The organism is Micromonospora sp. Mcm103, assembly GCF_024519755.1.
Classification (GTDB): Bacteria; Actinomycetota; Actinomycetes; order Mycobacteriales; family Micromonosporaceae; genus Micromonospora; species Micromonospora aurantiaca.
The window spans coordinates 271024-285236 of record NZ_JALJRJ010000001.1; the positions used below are offsets into that span (position 1 = coordinate 271024).

Genomic DNA, 14213 nt, shown 5'->3' on the forward strand with positions numbered 1-14213 from the left:
GCCACGCGACCAGCCCGGCGCGGCGAGCGGCCGTCGGGAGCACGCCGTGAGCCGGGCCGCCCTCGTGACTGTGGACGGCCGGCCGCTGGCCGACCCGGCCCGGCTGCGCGGCATCCGCGTCGCCGCCCGCCTGGACCGGCCCGCGCAGTGCGAGCTGACGCTCACCGCCGCTCCCGGCGCAGTCCCGCTCGACCCGCCGGTACGCCCCGGCGCCACAGTCGACGTGCGCCTCGACGGGCAGGCGGAGGCGCTGTTCACCGGCGAGGTGACAGCAGTCGAGCGGGAGTACGCCGGTGACGGTGCCGCGCTGGCCCGGATCCGGGCGTACGACCCGCTGCACCGGCTGCGCAAACGGCAGGAGCTGCGGGTGTTCGAGTCGGTGACGGCCGCCGAACTGGCCGGTGAGCTGTGTGCCGGGCTGGGGTTGAGCGTGACGGCCGAGGAGGACGGGCCGCGCCTGGACCGGCTGCTCCAGCACCGGCACACCGACCTGGACCTGTTGTGCGAGGTGGCCGGCCGGGCCGGGCTGCATCTGGGCATGGACGGGGACCGGTTGCGGCTGTTCACGCTGGACGGCTACGGGGACCCGCTGCCGTTGACGCTCGGCGAGACGGTGCACGCGTTGCGGGTCACCGAGAACCTGGACCGGGCCGGCGCGGAGTGCGCCGTCCTCGGCTGGCATCCGCAACGCGCGGAGCCGTTGGGCCAGCGGGCGGGCGAGGCACGCAGCGGGCGGCGCATCCCGCTGCGCCCGGACCCGGGCGACGTGGGCGCGGACGGTGTGCGTACCGCTGTGGACCAGCCCGGCCGCAGCGACGACGAGCTGGCCGCGCTGGCCCAGGCCGGGCTGGACGCCCGGGTGGCGGCGCTGGTCACCGCCGAGGGCACCGCGGAGGGCGACCCGGCGCTGCGGCCGGGCCGGCGGATCGCCCTGGCCGGCGTCCCGGAGCCGGTCGCCGGGGTGTACGTGCTCACCGAGGTGGTGCACACGGTGGACGCGGACGGGCACCTGACCCGGTTCTCCACGGCGCCGCCCGGCCCGCCGCCGTCGGCCGCGCCCCCGGCGGCCACAGTCACGCTCGGCACCGTCACCGACATCGACGACCCGGACGGGCTGGGCCGGGCCCGGGTGACGCTCCCGGCGTACGGCGATCTGGACGCCGGCTGGCTCGCGGTGCTCTGCCCGGGCGCGGGCCGGGGCAAGGGAATCGTCGCGCTGCCCGACCCGGACGACACCGTGCTCGTGGCGCTGCCCGGCGGCGAACCCGCCTCGGGCGTGGTGCTCGGTTCGCTGTTCGGCGCGGTCGAGCCGTACGACGCGGGGATCGTCTCCGGGCGCTCGCGCCGCTGGTCGATGCGGACCGGCACCGGCCAGTCGATAGTGATCGACGACGACGGGCGCACGCTGCGGCTGGCCACCGACGCGGGCAGCTTCGTCGAGCTGCGTCCCGAGCTGACCACCGTGCACGCCGCCGGTGACCTGGTGCTGTCCGCGCCCGGCCGGGCCGTCGTGGTGCGCGGCCGCACCGTCGACTTCCTGCACGCCCCGGCGGCCGAGGACGCCGAGACCGCCGCCGCGCAGGCCCGTACGCTCGCCCGTTCCGCCGGAGGTGGCTGATGCGCTGGATCCACCGCGACTCGCTGATCACCTGCGGACACGACGGGCGGGTGAGCAACCGCCCGTCCCAGGACTGGGTCACCGTCCAGGCCGTGCCCGTGCTGGTGCGACCCGACCCGGAGGGGCGCGACATCACCGCCTGCCCGAACTACGGCCCGACGATCAAACCGTGCCTGCACACGCTGACCGTGACTGTGGGTTACAGCACGTGGGTGCGGGTGGACCGGCAGCCGGTGGTGCTGTCGCACCTGGACGGCCTGACCGACGGCACCCCGCCGGGCACCGTGCACCACCAGGTCCGCGACGTGCGGCAGGGTTTCCTGGGGGCGGACGCATGAGGGCCTTCCGCTTCGTCGGCGCCGGCTTCGACGCCGGCCGCGCCGGTGGTCTCGCGCTCACCGCCGCCGGCGGGCTCGCCATGACCGACGGCGACGAGACGGTACGCCAGGCGCTGTACCTGCTGCTGTCCACCACGCCCGGGGAACGGCTGATGCGTCCCGGGTACGGGTCGCGGCTGCACCGGCTCGTCTTCGCGCCGAACGACGACACCACGGCCGGGCTGGCGATCCACTACGTGCGGCAGGCGATCCGGCGCTGGGAGCCCCGGGTCGAGGTGCTCGACGTGGACGCCGGTGGAGACCCGGACGACCCGTGGCGCCTGGTGATCCGGCTGGACTACCGGGTGCGGGCCAGCCTTTCCCCCGGCCACCTGGTGTTCTCCGTGGACCTGCTGCCCGCCGACGAGGAGACCGGAGACGAGGAGGGCACGCCATGACGCTGCCGGTGCCGCACCTGGACGACCGCGCCTTCCTCGACCTGGTCACCGAGGCGCGGGAACGCATCGCCCGGTCCTGCCCGGACTGGACCGACCTGTCCGCGCACGACCCGGGCATGGCGCTGGTGGAGGCGTTCGCCTACCTGACCGAGGTGATGATCTACCGGCTGAACCAGTTGCCGGAGAAGGCGTACGTCGCGTTCCTGAACCTGCTCGGCGTCACCCGGCACCCGCCGGCGGCGGCCTGGGCGGACGTGCGGCTGACCCGCACCGGCCCGGACCGCGGCCCGGTGCGGGTGCCGGCCGGCACCCGCGTCGCCGCGGCCCGCGGCGCGGACCCCCGGCCGGTCGTCTTCGTGACCACCGAACCGGCGGTGCTGCCCGCCGGGGAGACCACGGCGACGGTACGCGTGCACCACTGCGAGCCGGTCGAGGCGGAGCTGCTCGGCACCGGCACCGGGCAGGCCGGTCAGGTGTTCCGGGCCGCCCGCGCGCCGCTGACCCGTACCACCGAGGCGCTGGACCTGCTGCTCGGCGTGGAGGTGCCGGCCGGTTCGGTGGAGCTGGGCGCGGCGGCCCGGGAGCACGAGGGGCGCACGTACGAGATCTGGCGGCCGGTGGACAGCTTCGCCGGGGTCGGGGCGCAGGCGAAGGTCTACCTGGTGGACCGGGCCTCCGGGGTGGTCACGTTCGCCCCGGCGCTGGACCTGCGCCCGGACACCGGAGCCGCCCCGGCCGTCGAGGGGGCGGCCGGGGCGACCACGGTGGCGGCGGTGCCGCCGGCCGGGCGGCAGGTGCGGCTCTGGTACCGCTGCGGCGGCGGACCCGCCGGCAACGTGGCGGCGGGTGTGCTGACCAGCCTGCGCGACCCGCTGCCCGGGGTGACAGTGGACAACCCGGAACCGGCCACCGGCGGCCGGGAACTGGAGTCCCTGGAGTCGGTGCTGGCGCGCGGACCGTACGAGTTCTTCGCCCAGCAGCGCGCGGTGACCGCCCGGGACTTCGAGATCCTCGCCACCGGCTCCGGGGCGGTGGCGCGGGCGCGGGCGTTCACCAGGGCCGCCGTCTACAGCTTCGCCCGGCCCGGCGAGGTCGAGGTGGTGCTCGTGCCGTACGTGCCGGAGGCGGCCCGCCCCGGCGGACGACTGCCGGTGGCGGTGCTGCGCGAGCACGAGGTGGAGGAGGCCCGCCGCCGGGTCGAGGCCGACCTGGAACGCCGCCGCGCCCTCGGTACGGCGGTGCGCGCGGGCTGGGCCCGCTACAAGGCGGTGTCCATCCAGGCGCGGGTGGTGGTACGCCGCGAGGAGGACGTGGACGCGGTGCGCCGCCGCATCCACGACCGGCTGCACCAGACGCTCAGCCCGCTGCCGACGCCGCTGAACCCGGCCGGCTGGGCGTTCGGCGAGCCGCTACGCGCCTCCAACGTGTATCGGATGCTGGAGCACGCCGAGCCGGGCGTGCGCTACGTCGAGTCGGTGCGGTTCGTGGTCGACGAGGCACCCGACGCGCGGGTGCGGACCGTGGCGGTGGACCAGTACCAGGCCGACACCTGGTACGCCGGCGGCGGCCAGGTGCTGTTCCGCTCCACGAACGCCGGTGCCGGCTGGGAACCGGCGGGCCGGTTCGACGACGAGACCGTGGTGCGGGTGGTCCCCGCGCCCGCCCCGGTACGCCCCGGCGTCGTCCCCCGGGCCGGCTCGGTGGCGGTGGTGACCGCCCGCGACGCCGGTGGCTCCCGGGTCCGGCTGAGCACCGACCTGGGTGAGACGTGGACGCTGCTGACCGACCTCGACTCCGGCGTACGCGACCTGGCCTGGATCGACCGGGACGGCACCGGCGCGCTGCTGCTGGCCACCGACACCGGCCTGTACGAGGTGCCGCTGCTACCCGGCGCGGTGCCGCTGCAGATCCTGGTCGACCCGGCCGACGCCGACCGGGGCTTCTACGCGGTGCGCGCCTTCGTCTCCGAGCGCGGCGCACCAGGGGTCGCGGTGGCCGCGCAGGCCGGATTCGGCGTCTACCTGTCCACCGCGGCCGGGCGGCCCGGCACGTTCGCCCACGTCGGCCTCGCCAACGTGGACAACCGGGTGCTCGCCGTGCAGTACGACGGCCCGGCCACGCTGCTGTGGTGCGGCGCGGGCGAGCCGGACCCGAAGAAGCCCGGCCAGGGCTGCCACCGAACCCGGCTGTTCGAGTCGGACGTGAAGTGGCAGTCGATGGCGTCAGGCTGGATCGGCGGCACCTGCCGGGATCTGGCGTTCAGCGGCCCGCTCGCGCTCGCCGCGACGCAGAGCGGCGGCGTGGTCCGGCTCGACACGCTCGCCGGGCAGCCGCAGTGGTCGCCGGTGATGGTCAACTGCGGCCTGCCGCTGCGGGACCGGACCCGGTTCGTCCCGGTCGACGCCATCGCCGCCACCGCGCCCACCGGCACGTCGGGCGCCGGGCGGCTGGTGCTGGCGGGCGGCGAGCGCGGCGTGTTCCGCAGCGGCGACGGCGAGGACTGGACGGCGAGCGCCAACCAGGCCACCGCCGACGTGGTCACCGTCCCCGGCACCTGGCTGCTCTGCTCCGGCGAGCACGACATCGAGGTGGTGCGGCAGGATGCGCCGAGCGGCGATTGAGCGGCTGCTGCCGGCCGCGTACCAGCGGGCCGCCGGCCCGGGCAGCGTGCTGGGCGCGCTGCTGGACGTGATGGAGGCGCTGCACGCCCCGGACGAGGCGGTGCTCGCCGACGTCGACGCGCTGTTCGGGCCGTACCGGACGCCGGACGGGTTCGTCGCGTACCTGACCCGCTGGGTGGCGATGGACCACGTGGTCGCCGCGCCCCGCGCCGACGCGCCGCTGCCGTTGCCGGTGGGCCGGCTGCGGGACCTGGTGGCGCACGGCGCGCTGCTGGCCCGGTGGCGCGGCACCCCGTACGGGATGCGGACCGCGCTGGAACTGGCCACCGGCGTGACCGGGTTCGTGCTGGACGAGCCGCCCGACCGGCCGTTCCACCTGGTGGTGCGGGTGCCACCGGCCGCCGCCGACCGGCTCGCGCTGGTCACCCGCATCGTCGAGGCGGAGAAACCGGCCGCGGTCACCGTCGAGGTGCTCGCCTCCCCGCTCGACGCCGAGGAGCCCGAGCCGGACGCCGCCGAGCCCGTCGCCGGGGTGGCGACGGTGCGCGCGGTCGGCCGGGCCCACGTACCCGCACCCCTGCCCCACGATCCGCCCGAGGAGCCGTCATGACCACCGAATGGACAGTCGTCGCCGCCGCCGAACAGTTCACGCTTGATGCCCGCAACGCCGGTGAGCTGACGTTCACCGTGTCGAACCCGGGCACCGCGCCGGACACCGTCGTCTTCGACGTGGCGCCCGGCGAGGGCAGCCAGCGGGCCTGGTTCACGGTGGCCGAGCCGCAGCGGGTGGTGCCGGGGCAGGGGTCGGTGTCGTTCCTGGTGCGGCTCGCCGTACCGCCCGGCACGCCGCCCCGGCGCTACGACATGACCGGGTTCGCGTACTCGGCGAACACCGCACCGGAGGAGAGTTCCCGCTCGAGTGGCCGGGTCACGTACGACGTGCGCGCCGTCGTACCCCCGAAGCGCGCGCCGTGGCCGTGGATCGCGGCCGCCGCGGCGCTGGTGCTGGTCGTGGCCGGGGTGGTGGCCTGGCTGGTGACCCGCGGCCCGGACACCCCGGCCCCGCCGCGCGCGGACGCGGTGACGGTGGAGGCGGAGACGCTCGTCTCCGGTGCCGCGGTGCAGTCCACCACCGGCGCGAAGGCGGAGGTGGTGGCGCAGGAGAACTGCTGCGACGTGGTGTGGTCGGGCGACGCACAACTGTTCTTCCTGGGCCGGGGCGTGGGCGACCGGGTGACGGTGCAGGTGAACGTGCCGGCCGACGGCACCTGGCGGTTCTCCACAGTGCGCACCACCTCGTTCGACTACGCGAACACGATCTGGCTGGTCGACGGCCGGCAGGTCGGGGACACGTTCTTCGGGTTCAGCCCGACGGTGGTCCGCACCGACGAGGTGGACGTGGGCACGGTGGAGCTGACCCGCGGGCCGCACAAGCTGACGCTCGTGGCGGTGAGCAAGACGCAGGGCACCGACAGGTACTTCGCGGGGGTGGACGAGATCCGCTTCACGCCCGTCGTCCGGCCATGACGACCAAGCAGAAGGTGCTGCTGGTGGCGGTGGCCGTGCTGCTGGTGGCGCTGTACGTGGTGGCGGTGGCCGGGCGCCGCGACGACAGGGGCGACCCGGCGGCCGGGCCGGGCGCGCTGGCCCGGCTGGGACGCGGCTCCGGGACGGTGGACCCGGCGACGGTGGCGGTGACCTGCCTGCCGCCGGCCGCCGAACCGGCCACCACCGCCGACGGGGTGACGCTCGCGTTCGGGGCGGTGTGCCGGCTACGGGTGGCCGATCCGGGCGCGCTGCGCACGCTCGTGCTGCGCGGGACGACGCCGTTCGAGGTGACAGCCCGCGCACCCGGCGACGCGGACGTCACAGTCACCGACGAGGTCGCCCCGGACGCGGACGGCCCGGCGGTGGCGAAGGTGGCGGTGGACCGGGAGACCGAGGTGCTCCTGCGCTGTCCGGGAGGTGGCGGATGTTCGGTCACGCTGGCCCGGTCCTGACCGGGACGGAGACGCGGCATGGGTGAGTTGCGCAAGCCGTTCCTGCTGCTGGCCCTGCTCGCGGTGGCGCTGGTGGTCGGCGTGGAGCTGGGCGCGGCGGCGCTGACCGGCGGTGGCGACGCGAGCGGCGCGCTGCGGGACAGCGCCGGCCGGCTCGGCGTCGAGCTGGGCGACGTCGGCGCGGTGTCCGAACCGTCCGGGCGGGGCATCGGCTACCTGGCGCTGATCGACGTGGTGGCGCTCTGGACGACCGGGCTGTTCTGCCTGAGCCTGGTGCTGCCGGACCGGATGCAGGGCCGGGTGCAGGGCGTGGCCACGCTCGTCTTCTCGATCGTGCTGCTGCTGGTGTCGCTGGTCCTGCTGATCGTCGCGTTCGTCGAGCTGACGGTGATGGTCTCGCTGTTCCTGGCCCCGCCGTTCGGCACCCTGGCGTACCTCGCGGTGTGGGGGTTCTTCCCGGTCGGCGACGCGGCGGTGCTGCTCGGGCTGGCGCTGCTGCTCAAACTGGTCTGGGTCGCGCTGCTGCTCGCCGCCCAGCCCCGGTTCCTGCGCAACAAGGGCCTCGTCGCGCTGGCGCTGACCACGCTGCTGTGCACTGTGGTGTTGCAGTTCCTGCACGGCCTGCTGCCGGTGATCCTGGTCAGCATCCTCGACGACCTGGGCGCCGTGGTGTTCGCCGTGGTGGCGCTGATCTGGGCGCTGGTGCTGCTGATCGGGTCGATCCCGGCGATCGTGAAGGCGGTCCGGACCACCGCCACCACGTCCGGCCGTACCGTCACTTGATGGCGCCGCCGGCGGCGAGCGTGGCCAGGCGCGGCAGCTGCTCCGGGTCGGTCAGCGCCGATCCGACCGCCACCACGCGCGCCCCGGCGGCGAGGAAGTCACCCGCGTTGCCGGCGTCGACGCCGCCGGTGGCGACGAAGCGGGCCTCCGGCAGCGGCCCGGCGACCGCCCGGAACCAGGCCGGGCCGAGGCTGACCGCCGGGAACGCCTTGAGCCACACCAGGCCGTGGTCGAGTGCCCGCTGCGCCTCGGTCGGGGTGGCGACGCCGGGCAGGTGCGGCACGCCGAGACCGGCCGCCGCGTCGGCCACCGCCAGGTCCAGGCCCGGCGCCACTGTGAACGCCGCCCCGGCGGCCACCGCGTCGTGGACCTGCGCCGGGGTACGCACGGTGCCCGCGCCCACGATCCGGTCCCGCCGCCGTCCGGCCGTCACGGCGGCGCGCAGCGCCAGCACCGCTTCCGGGGTACGGATGGGCACCTCCACCACGGCGATGCCGAGATCCCAGGCCAGTTCCGCCAGCCGGACCGTCTCACCGGGCGGCAGGTCGCGCAGGATCACCATCACCCGCGCCTCGCCGAACAGGGCCTCGAAGTCGTGTCCGCTCATCCGTCGCTCCCTCCCCTGACCCGCGCTCGCGCATCCTCAGGCCACGCCTCGTCCGGCAGCGCCAGCGCCCGCGCGATCGTCTCCGGATCCGGTGGCGGCGCGGTGTCGCCCGGCACGGCCAGCACCGGCGCGGCGGTCAGGTGCCCCAGCCGCAGGCAGGCTCGCAGGTCGAGGTCACGCAGCAGTCCGGAGAGGAACCCGGCGGCGAACGCGTCCCCGGCGCCGACCGGCTCGACCACGTCCACCGGCAGCGCCGACACGAACACCGCCTTCCCGGTACGCGGCAGCGCCGTCGCGCCGACCGGCCCGTCCTTCACCACCACCAGTTCCGGGCCCGGCAGCAGCGCACGGACCGCGGCCGGATCGTCCGCCGACCAGAGCACCGCCGCCTCGTCCAGCCCGACCAGCACCACGTCGGCACGGTCGGCCAGGTCACGCAGCACCGGGGCGGCCCGGTCGGCGGGCCAGAGCGCCGGCCGGTGGTTCACGTCGAAGCTGACCCGGGCACCCGGCAGCGCCCGCCCGTCCAGCGCCGACACGAGCAGGTCACGGCAGGTGCCGGAGAGCGCGGCGGTGATCCCGGACAGGTGCAGCAGGCGTGCCCCGGCCGGCCCGGGACGCGCGAGGTCGGCGGCGCCGAGGCGGCTCGCGGCCGACCCGGCGCGGTGGTAGTGCACGCGGGTGCCGTCCGGCCCCGGATCCTTCAGGTAGAGCCCGGTCGGCGCGACCGGATCCACGGTGACCAGGCTGACGTCCACGCCCGCGGCGGCGACCTCGGCCACCACCCGCCGCCCGAACGGGTCGTCGCCGACCCGGCTGACCCACGCCGCGCGGTGCCCGAGCCGGGCCAGCCCGGCCGCCACGTTTGATTCCGCACCGCCGACGCCGACGGTCAGCCGCGCGGCGTGCTCCAGCGACGCGCCGTCGTCAGGGGCGAGCACCACCATCGTCTCGCCCACGCAGACCACCTCCGGCCCGCTCCCGGCGCCGCCTCCGTCCGCGACAGCGGCACCAATCGGCCCGCTCACCGGAGAACCGCCTCGACTCGGGCCGACACGTCGGCCGGATCGAGGCGGCCGTCGGCGACCAGCACGCGGTGCCGGTTGTGCCGCTGCCGCCCGGCCGCGACCACCGCCGGGCTGTCGAACGCGTACGCGACGCAGACGCCCGGGTACATGGCGGTACGTACGAACCACCTGTCACCAGGCCCCAGACCGGTGAACACCAGCGTGTACGCGCCGCCGCCGGGCGCGGTGGCCGACAGCGCCAGCCAGGGCGCGGCCGAGCCGTTCACGTCGCCCTCACCGATGGCGTCGGCGGTGCGGACGCGCGGTTCACCGTCGGCCACGGCACGCCAGAAGAAGCCGCCGTAACCGGCGCCGCCCGGACGGCCGTTCGTGGCCGGGCTGCCCAGGCGCACGTCGGCGCCGGTGGCGGAGGTGAGCGTGGCGGACAGGTCCAGCCACCAGGCGTCCGGCCCGGCCGGGGTGGCGGTGATCCGCCGGTGCTCGCGCAGCAGCACCCGGCCGCGCCGGTCCCGCCACTCCAGGTCGTGGTCGAGCCGGTCGGCGGTCCGCTCCCGCCAGCCGGTGTGCGCGATGACGCCGTGGTCGTCGCGCCAGGTGTAGCCGGTGCCGCGCACGTACGTCCGGCCGCCCCACAGGTTGACGCCGTCGACGTCCTGCACCGCAAGTGACGCCCCGAGGTGCCAGACGTGGTCGGCCGGGAGCGCGTCGGTGACCGGGGTGCCGGCCCGGGTCCGCACCGGATGCAGGTACGGCCGAGGGCCGTGGCGGGGATCCAGGTCCGGCCGGACCAGATACCGGGCCACCTCGACGCCGTCCACGACCAGCCGAGGTTCGGCGGTCACGACGGCTCCGGGGCGGGGACCGGGCGGCGGGCGTCCAGCGCGTGCAGCGCCGCGAGCGTGTACCCGCCGAGGATCGGCACCGCGACCGGCGTGACCAGCACACCCAGCACCACGGCGAGCGCGCAGACGCCGGAGGCGGCGGCCCACACACCGGGACGCTCCGGGCAGGAACGCGCCACCCGGCGGGCTGCGGCCCGCCAGCCCCGGCCACCGGTGCGTCCGACCGCCACGGCGACCAGGCCCGCGTACCCGAGCAGGACCGCCACCACGACGGCGGTGAGCGCGAGCGCGGGCCCGCCGCCTGGTACCCGGCCGGTGGTGAGCGCGAGCAGGTCGGCGGCGAGCAGCGCGGCGGCGGCCAGGGCGACGGCGCTGACCGCGAGCCCGGCGGGCAGCGCGCGGCCGAAGCGGGCCAGGCTGGTCCGCGCGTCGGGCCAGGCACCGGTGACCGACCTGTCGTGCAGCGCGGCACCGGCGGTGGCGACCGCCGGGGCGAGCGTGAGCACCGGCAGCGCGGCGAGCGCGACGGCGAAGCCGAGCAGCGCCAGGTCGGTCGCCTCGCGCAGCGTGTCCCGCCAGTCGGCCCGGGCCGGCGCGGGGTGGACGGGTGCGGCGTCGGTGGGGGCAGGCACGGCGGTCATCCCTTCAACCCGCTGGTGTTGATGCCCTCGACGAGCATCCGCTGGAAGGCCAGGAAGAACAGGAACACCGGCAGCAGGGACAGCACCGACATGGCGAACATCGGGCCGACGGCGCTCTGGCTGGTCGAGTCGATGAACAGCGTCAGCGCCACCGGCACCGTGTAGTCGTCCAGGCTGGACAGGAACACCAGTTGGCGGAAGAAGTCGTTCCAGGTCCAGATGAACGAGAAGATCGCGGTGGTGACCAGCGCCGGGCGGCTCAGCGGCAGGATGACGTGCCGGAACACGCCGTACGGGGACGCGCCGTCGATGGTGGCCGCCTCGTCCAGTTCGCGCGGGATGCCGCGCATGAACTGCACCATGAGGAAGACGAAGAACGCCTCGGTGGCCAGGAACTGCGGCACCAGCAGCGGCAGGTACGGCCAGTCGCCGCCGACCAGGCCGAGGCTGCGGAACAGGATGTACTGCGGCACGATCAGCACGTGCCCGGGCAGCAGCAGCGTCCCGATCATGACGGTGAACCACAGCTTGCGCAGCCGGAACCGCAGCCGGCCCAGGGCGTAGGCGGCGAGCAGGCAGGACAGCGCGTTGCCGACGACGGTGAGCCCGCTGACCACTGCGCTGTTGAGGAAGAACCGGCCGAAGCTGATGTCGAAGTTGGTCCAGCCGTCGACGTAGTTGCCGGGGGTGAACTCCTCCGGCAGCAGGCCGACGTTGTTGACGATCTCGGCCTGCGACTTGACCGACGTGCCGAGCATCCAGAACAGCGGGTAGAGCACCACCGCGACGATCGCCACGAGCACGACCAGCCGCAGCACGTTGCGGCCGCTGCGAGGCCGGCGGGTGGCAGCGAGCGCCGTCATGAGTCGTCTCCGTCCGAGTAGTGCACCCAGAACCGGCCGGTGCTGAAGAAGACGGCGGTGATAACGCCGATCGCCACCAGGAACACCCACGCCATCGCCGACGCGTAGCCCATCTCCAGGTCGGTGAAGCCGGAGATGTAGAGCTTCAGCGTGTACATCAGGGTGGAGTCGACAGGGCCGCCGGTGCCGTTGCTGAGCACGAACGCGGCGGTGAAGCCCTGGAAGCCGTTGATGGTCTCCAGCACCAGGTTGAAGAAGATCACCGGGGAGAGCATGGGCAGGGTGACCGCGCGGAAGCGCCGCCACGCCCCGGCGCCGTCCACCGCCGCCGCCTCGTACAGCTCGGTGGGCACCTGCTTGAGCCCGGCCAGGAAGATCACCATGGGTGCGCCGAACTGCCAGATCGCCAGCACCATCAGTGTCTCCAGCGCCCAGTCCGGGTCGCTGACCCAGGGCAGCCCCTCGACGCCGAACAGGGCGAGGAACGAGTTGAACGCGCCGTCCCGGTTGAACATGTTTACCCAGACGATCGCCAGCGCGACGCTGCCGCCGAGCAGCGACGGCAGGTAGAACAGGCTGCGGAACAGCCCGACGCCGCGCCAGGCCCGGTTGAGCAGCAGCGCCACGCCGAGCGCGGCGGCCAGCTTCAGCGGCACCGCGATCAGCGCGAACGTCAGCGTGACCCGGACCGCGTGCCAGTACGACGGGTCGGCGGTGAACATCCGCTCGTAGTTGGCCAGCCCCACCCACCGCACCTCGGACAGCGGCGTGAGGATGTCGTAGTCGGTGAAGCTCAGCCAGAGCGACAGCAGCATGGGGATCGCCGTGACGCCCATCAGTCCGATGAGCCAGGGCGAGAGGAAGACGTACCCCGCCAGACCCTCGCCGAGCCGGGCCCGGCCGGCCCCGCGCCGCGTGGGGCGGGGGCCGGCCGGTCCGGTACGCGGGGTCCGGCCGGGCGCCGTGGTGAGAGCCACGGGACCGGTCCTTTCGTGGGGTCAGGCGATCGCGGCTTTGCAGGCGGTGACGAACTGCTCCGCCGCCTGAGCCGGGGTGGCGCGGCCGTACTGGGCGTTCTCGGCGGCCTTTACGAGCTCGGACTTGACCTTGCTGTGGCCCTTGATCGGCACCTGGGGCGAGGCGCCGAACTTCTGCGCCAGCTCGGACTCGACCTGGATGGACTGCTTCATGGCCGGGTCGGTGGCGGTCTCGCTGACCTTGGCGCGCAGGTCCATGTTGGACGGCAGACCACGGTCGGTGCCGAGCAGCGCCACCGCCTCCGGGTCGTTGTTCAGGAAGTTGATCACGTCGACGGCGACGTCCTTGTGCTTGCTGCCCTTGAACACCGACCAGTACATCGAGGCGCGCGCCCACTGGGCGCTGGGGTCACCCGGGTACGCGACCACGCCCAGCTCGTCCTTGGTGTTCTTCTTCAGGTCCGGCATCTGGTTGACCCAGACCCAGGAGGTGGCCGACTTGCCGGTGACCACCAGTTGCTTCGTGATGTCGCTGGAGTTGCCCTCGTGAATGACGTCAGGCGTCGGGGTGGCGCCCCGGTCCCGCGCGCCCTTCCACAGCTCGAACCACTTCGTCACGTCCTCGGCGGTGAACCCGAGTTCCTTGCCGTTGTACAGGTCCTTGCCCTGCTGGCGCAGCCACACCCAGAGCGCCTTGTAGTCGGCGCTCGGGTCCTGGGTGCCGGGCACCTTCGTCTTCTTCGCCACCTGCTCGGCCCAGGCGATGTGCTCCTCCCAGCTCATCCCGGTGGTCGGCTCGGGCAGCCCGTTCTTCGTCAGCAGCGTCTTGTTGTAGACCAGGCCCTGGGTGTTCTCCCCGGCGGCCACCCCGGCGAGCTTGCCGTCGACCACGCCGTACTCCAGCAGGCTCTTGGGGAACTTCGACACGTCGAGCTTGCCGGAGTCGCGGTAGCTGCCCAGGTCGAGCGTGGTGCTGCGGCCGGCGTACTCGGCCAGGTAGTTGTCGTCGATCTGGAACAGGTCCGGCGGGTTGCCGCCGGCGGTCAGCGTGGCGAGCTTGTCGAAGTAGCCCTGGTTGGCCTGCCAGGTCTTTTCGAACGTCACGTCGGGGTGCTTCTTGGTGTAGAGGGCCAGGGCGTCCTCGGTGAGCTTGGCCCGGGCCTCACCGCCCCACCAGAAGACGGAGAGTTTGACCGGGCCGCCGTCGCCGCCGGCGGAGTCGTCGCCGCAGCCGGCCGCGCCCAGGGCGAGGGGTACGGCGAGCGCGACAGCGGCCAGGCCGCGCACGAGTCGGCGTCGGGTCAGGGGGGTACGGTGATCCCGCCCGGCGGGTACGCCGGCGGTGGGGGACGTTGCGGGGTGCATCTGCGCTCACTCCTCGGCTGTGGGAGGCGACGACGTCACCGGCGGCCGTCCACGGGCCGCCCGGGTCCGCAGTGCTGTGCGGGCCCGGGCCAC

Annotated in this window: 15 protein-coding genes; 8 read left to right on the top strand and 7 right to left on the bottom strand. The window is 74.5% G+C overall.

Annotated elements, in window-relative coordinates; genetic code table 11:
• The first annotated feature begins 46 nt into the window (after positions 1 to 46).
• Genes OC439_RS01295 through OC439_RS01330 form a run of 8 tightly spaced genes read left to right on the top strand, consistent with a single transcriptional unit; the run spans position 47 to position 7797 of the window.
• Positions 47 to 1618 carry a phage baseplate assembly protein V gene (locus tag OC439_RS01295; protein ID WP_262011775.1) on the top strand — a complete coding sequence of 524 codons (1572 nt, stop codon included), beginning with the start codon at positions 47 to 49 and terminating at the stop codon, positions 1616 to 1618.
• Complete coding sequence (locus OC439_RS01300; RefSeq protein ID WP_262011776.1) at positions 1618 to 1956, top strand: hypothetical protein; 339 nt, start codon at positions 1618 to 1620, stop codon at positions 1954 to 1956. The genes OC439_RS01295 and OC439_RS01300 overlap by 1 nt, the downstream gene beginning before the upstream one ends.
• Complete coding sequence (locus OC439_RS01305; protein ID WP_262011777.1) at positions 1953 to 2393, top strand: GPW/gp25 family protein; 441 nt, start codon at positions 1953 to 1955, stop codon at positions 2391 to 2393. Before OC439_RS01300 ends, OC439_RS01305 begins: the two co-directional genes overlap by 4 nt.
• Complete coding sequence (locus OC439_RS01310; protein WP_262011778.1) at positions 2390 to 5014, top strand: baseplate J/gp47 family protein; 2625 nt, start codon at positions 2390 to 2392, stop codon at positions 5012 to 5014. Before OC439_RS01305 ends, OC439_RS01310 begins: the two co-directional genes overlap by 4 nt.
• Complete coding sequence (locus OC439_RS01315) at positions 4995 to 5624, top strand: phage tail protein (RefSeq protein ID WP_262011779.1); 630 nt, start codon at positions 4995 to 4997, stop codon at positions 5622 to 5624. Before OC439_RS01310 ends, OC439_RS01315 begins: the two co-directional genes overlap by 20 nt.
• Positions 5621 to 6541 (top strand): hypothetical protein, encoded by a 921-nt coding sequence (locus OC439_RS01320; protein WP_262011780.1) that lies wholly within the window; start codon positions 5621 to 5623, stop codon positions 6539 to 6541. The genes OC439_RS01315 and OC439_RS01320 overlap by 4 nt, the downstream gene beginning before the upstream one ends.
• Entirely contained in the window at positions 6538 to 7014 is a 477-nt protein-coding gene (locus OC439_RS01325; RefSeq protein WP_262011781.1) for a hypothetical protein, read from the top strand. The genes OC439_RS01320 and OC439_RS01325 overlap by 4 nt, the downstream gene beginning before the upstream one ends.
• 18 nt (positions 7015 to 7032) lie before the next feature.
• Positions 7033 to 7797 carry a hypothetical protein gene (locus OC439_RS01330; protein WP_262011782.1) on the top strand — a complete coding sequence of 255 codons (765 nt, stop codon included), beginning with the start codon at positions 7033 to 7035 and terminating at the stop codon, positions 7795 to 7797.
• Here OC439_RS01330 and OC439_RS01335 read toward each other — a convergent pair.
• From OC439_RS01335 to OC439_RS01365, 7 genes are all read right to left on the bottom strand, one after another.
• Positions 7790 to 8404, bottom strand: a complete 615-nt coding sequence (locus OC439_RS01335; RefSeq protein ID WP_262011783.1) for a bifunctional 4-hydroxy-2-oxoglutarate aldolase/2-dehydro-3-deoxy-phosphogluconate aldolase — start codon at positions 8402 to 8404, stop codon at positions 7790 to 7792. The two genes, OC439_RS01330 and OC439_RS01335, sit on opposite strands and share 8 nt — an antisense overlap.
• Positions 8401 to 9363 carry a sugar kinase gene (locus OC439_RS01340; protein ID WP_262011784.1) on the bottom strand — a complete coding sequence of 321 codons (963 nt, stop codon included), beginning with the start codon at positions 9361 to 9363 and terminating at the stop codon, positions 8401 to 8403. Before OC439_RS01340 ends, OC439_RS01335 begins: the two co-directional genes overlap by 4 nt.
• Before the next feature lie 65 nt (positions 9364 to 9428).
• Entirely contained in the window at positions 9429 to 10274 is an 846-nt protein-coding gene (locus tag OC439_RS01345) for a PmoA family protein (RefSeq protein ID WP_262011785.1), read from the bottom strand.
• The gene (locus tag OC439_RS01350) at positions 10271 to 10915 is read right to left on the bottom strand and encodes a hypothetical protein (RefSeq protein ID WP_262011786.1); all 645 of its coding nucleotides are present in this window, start codon (positions 10913 to 10915) and stop codon (positions 10271 to 10273) included. Before OC439_RS01350 ends, OC439_RS01345 begins: the two co-directional genes overlap by 4 nt.
• Complete coding sequence (locus OC439_RS01355) at positions 10912 to 11778, bottom strand: carbohydrate ABC transporter permease (protein WP_262011787.1); 867 nt, start codon at positions 11776 to 11778, stop codon at positions 10912 to 10914. Before OC439_RS01355 ends, OC439_RS01350 begins: the two co-directional genes overlap by 4 nt.
• A complete protein-coding gene (locus tag OC439_RS01360) occupies positions 11775 to 12755 on the bottom strand; it encodes a carbohydrate ABC transporter permease (RefSeq protein WP_262011788.1) in 981 nt (326 codons plus the stop codon). The genes OC439_RS01355 and OC439_RS01360 overlap by 4 nt, the downstream gene beginning before the upstream one ends.
• Before the next feature lie 21 nt (positions 12756 to 12776).
• Complete coding sequence (locus OC439_RS01365; RefSeq protein WP_262011789.1) at positions 12777 to 14120, bottom strand: ABC transporter substrate-binding protein; 1344 nt, start codon at positions 14118 to 14120, stop codon at positions 12777 to 12779.
• Positions 14121 to 14213 lie beyond the last annotated feature (93 nt).

Coding starts and splice junctions, on each gene's coding strand:
- OC439_RS01300 (WP_262011776.1), top strand. CDS start 1,618: ATGCGCTGGATCCACCGCGACTCGCTGATCACCTGCGGACACGACGGG.
- OC439_RS01305 (WP_262011777.1), top strand. CDS start 1,953: ATGAGGGCCTTCCGCTTCGTCGGCGCCGGCTTCGACGCCGGCCGCGCC.
- OC439_RS01310 (WP_262011778.1), top strand. CDS start 2,390: ATGACGCTGCCGGTGCCGCACCTGGACGACCGCGCCTTCCTCGACCTG.
- OC439_RS01315 (WP_262011779.1), top strand. CDS start 4,995: ATGCGCCGAGCGGCGATTGAGCGGCTGCTGCCGGCCGCGTACCAGCGG.
- OC439_RS01320 (WP_262011780.1), top strand. CDS start 5,621: ATGACCACCGAATGGACAGTCGTCGCCGCCGCCGAACAGTTCACGCTT.
- OC439_RS01325 (WP_262011781.1), top strand. CDS start 6,538: ATGACGACCAAGCAGAAGGTGCTGCTGGTGGCGGTGGCCGTGCTGCTG.
- OC439_RS01330 (WP_262011782.1), top strand. CDS start 7,033: ATGGGTGAGTTGCGCAAGCCGTTCCTGCTGCTGGCCCTGCTCGCGGTG.
- OC439_RS01335 (WP_262011783.1), bottom strand. CDS start 8,404: ATGAGCGGACACGACTTCGAGGCCCTGTTCGGCGAGGCGCGGGTGATG.
- OC439_RS01350 (WP_262011786.1), bottom strand. CDS start 10,915: ATGACCGCCGTGCCTGCCCCCACCGACGCCGCACCCGTCCACCCCGCG.
- OC439_RS01355 (WP_262011787.1), bottom strand. CDS start 11,778: ATGACGGCGCTCGCTGCCACCCGCCGGCCTCGCAGCGGCCGCAACGTG.
- OC439_RS01365 (WP_262011789.1), bottom strand. CDS start 14,120: ATGCACCCCGCAACGTCCCCCACCGCCGGCGTACCCGCCGGGCGGGAT.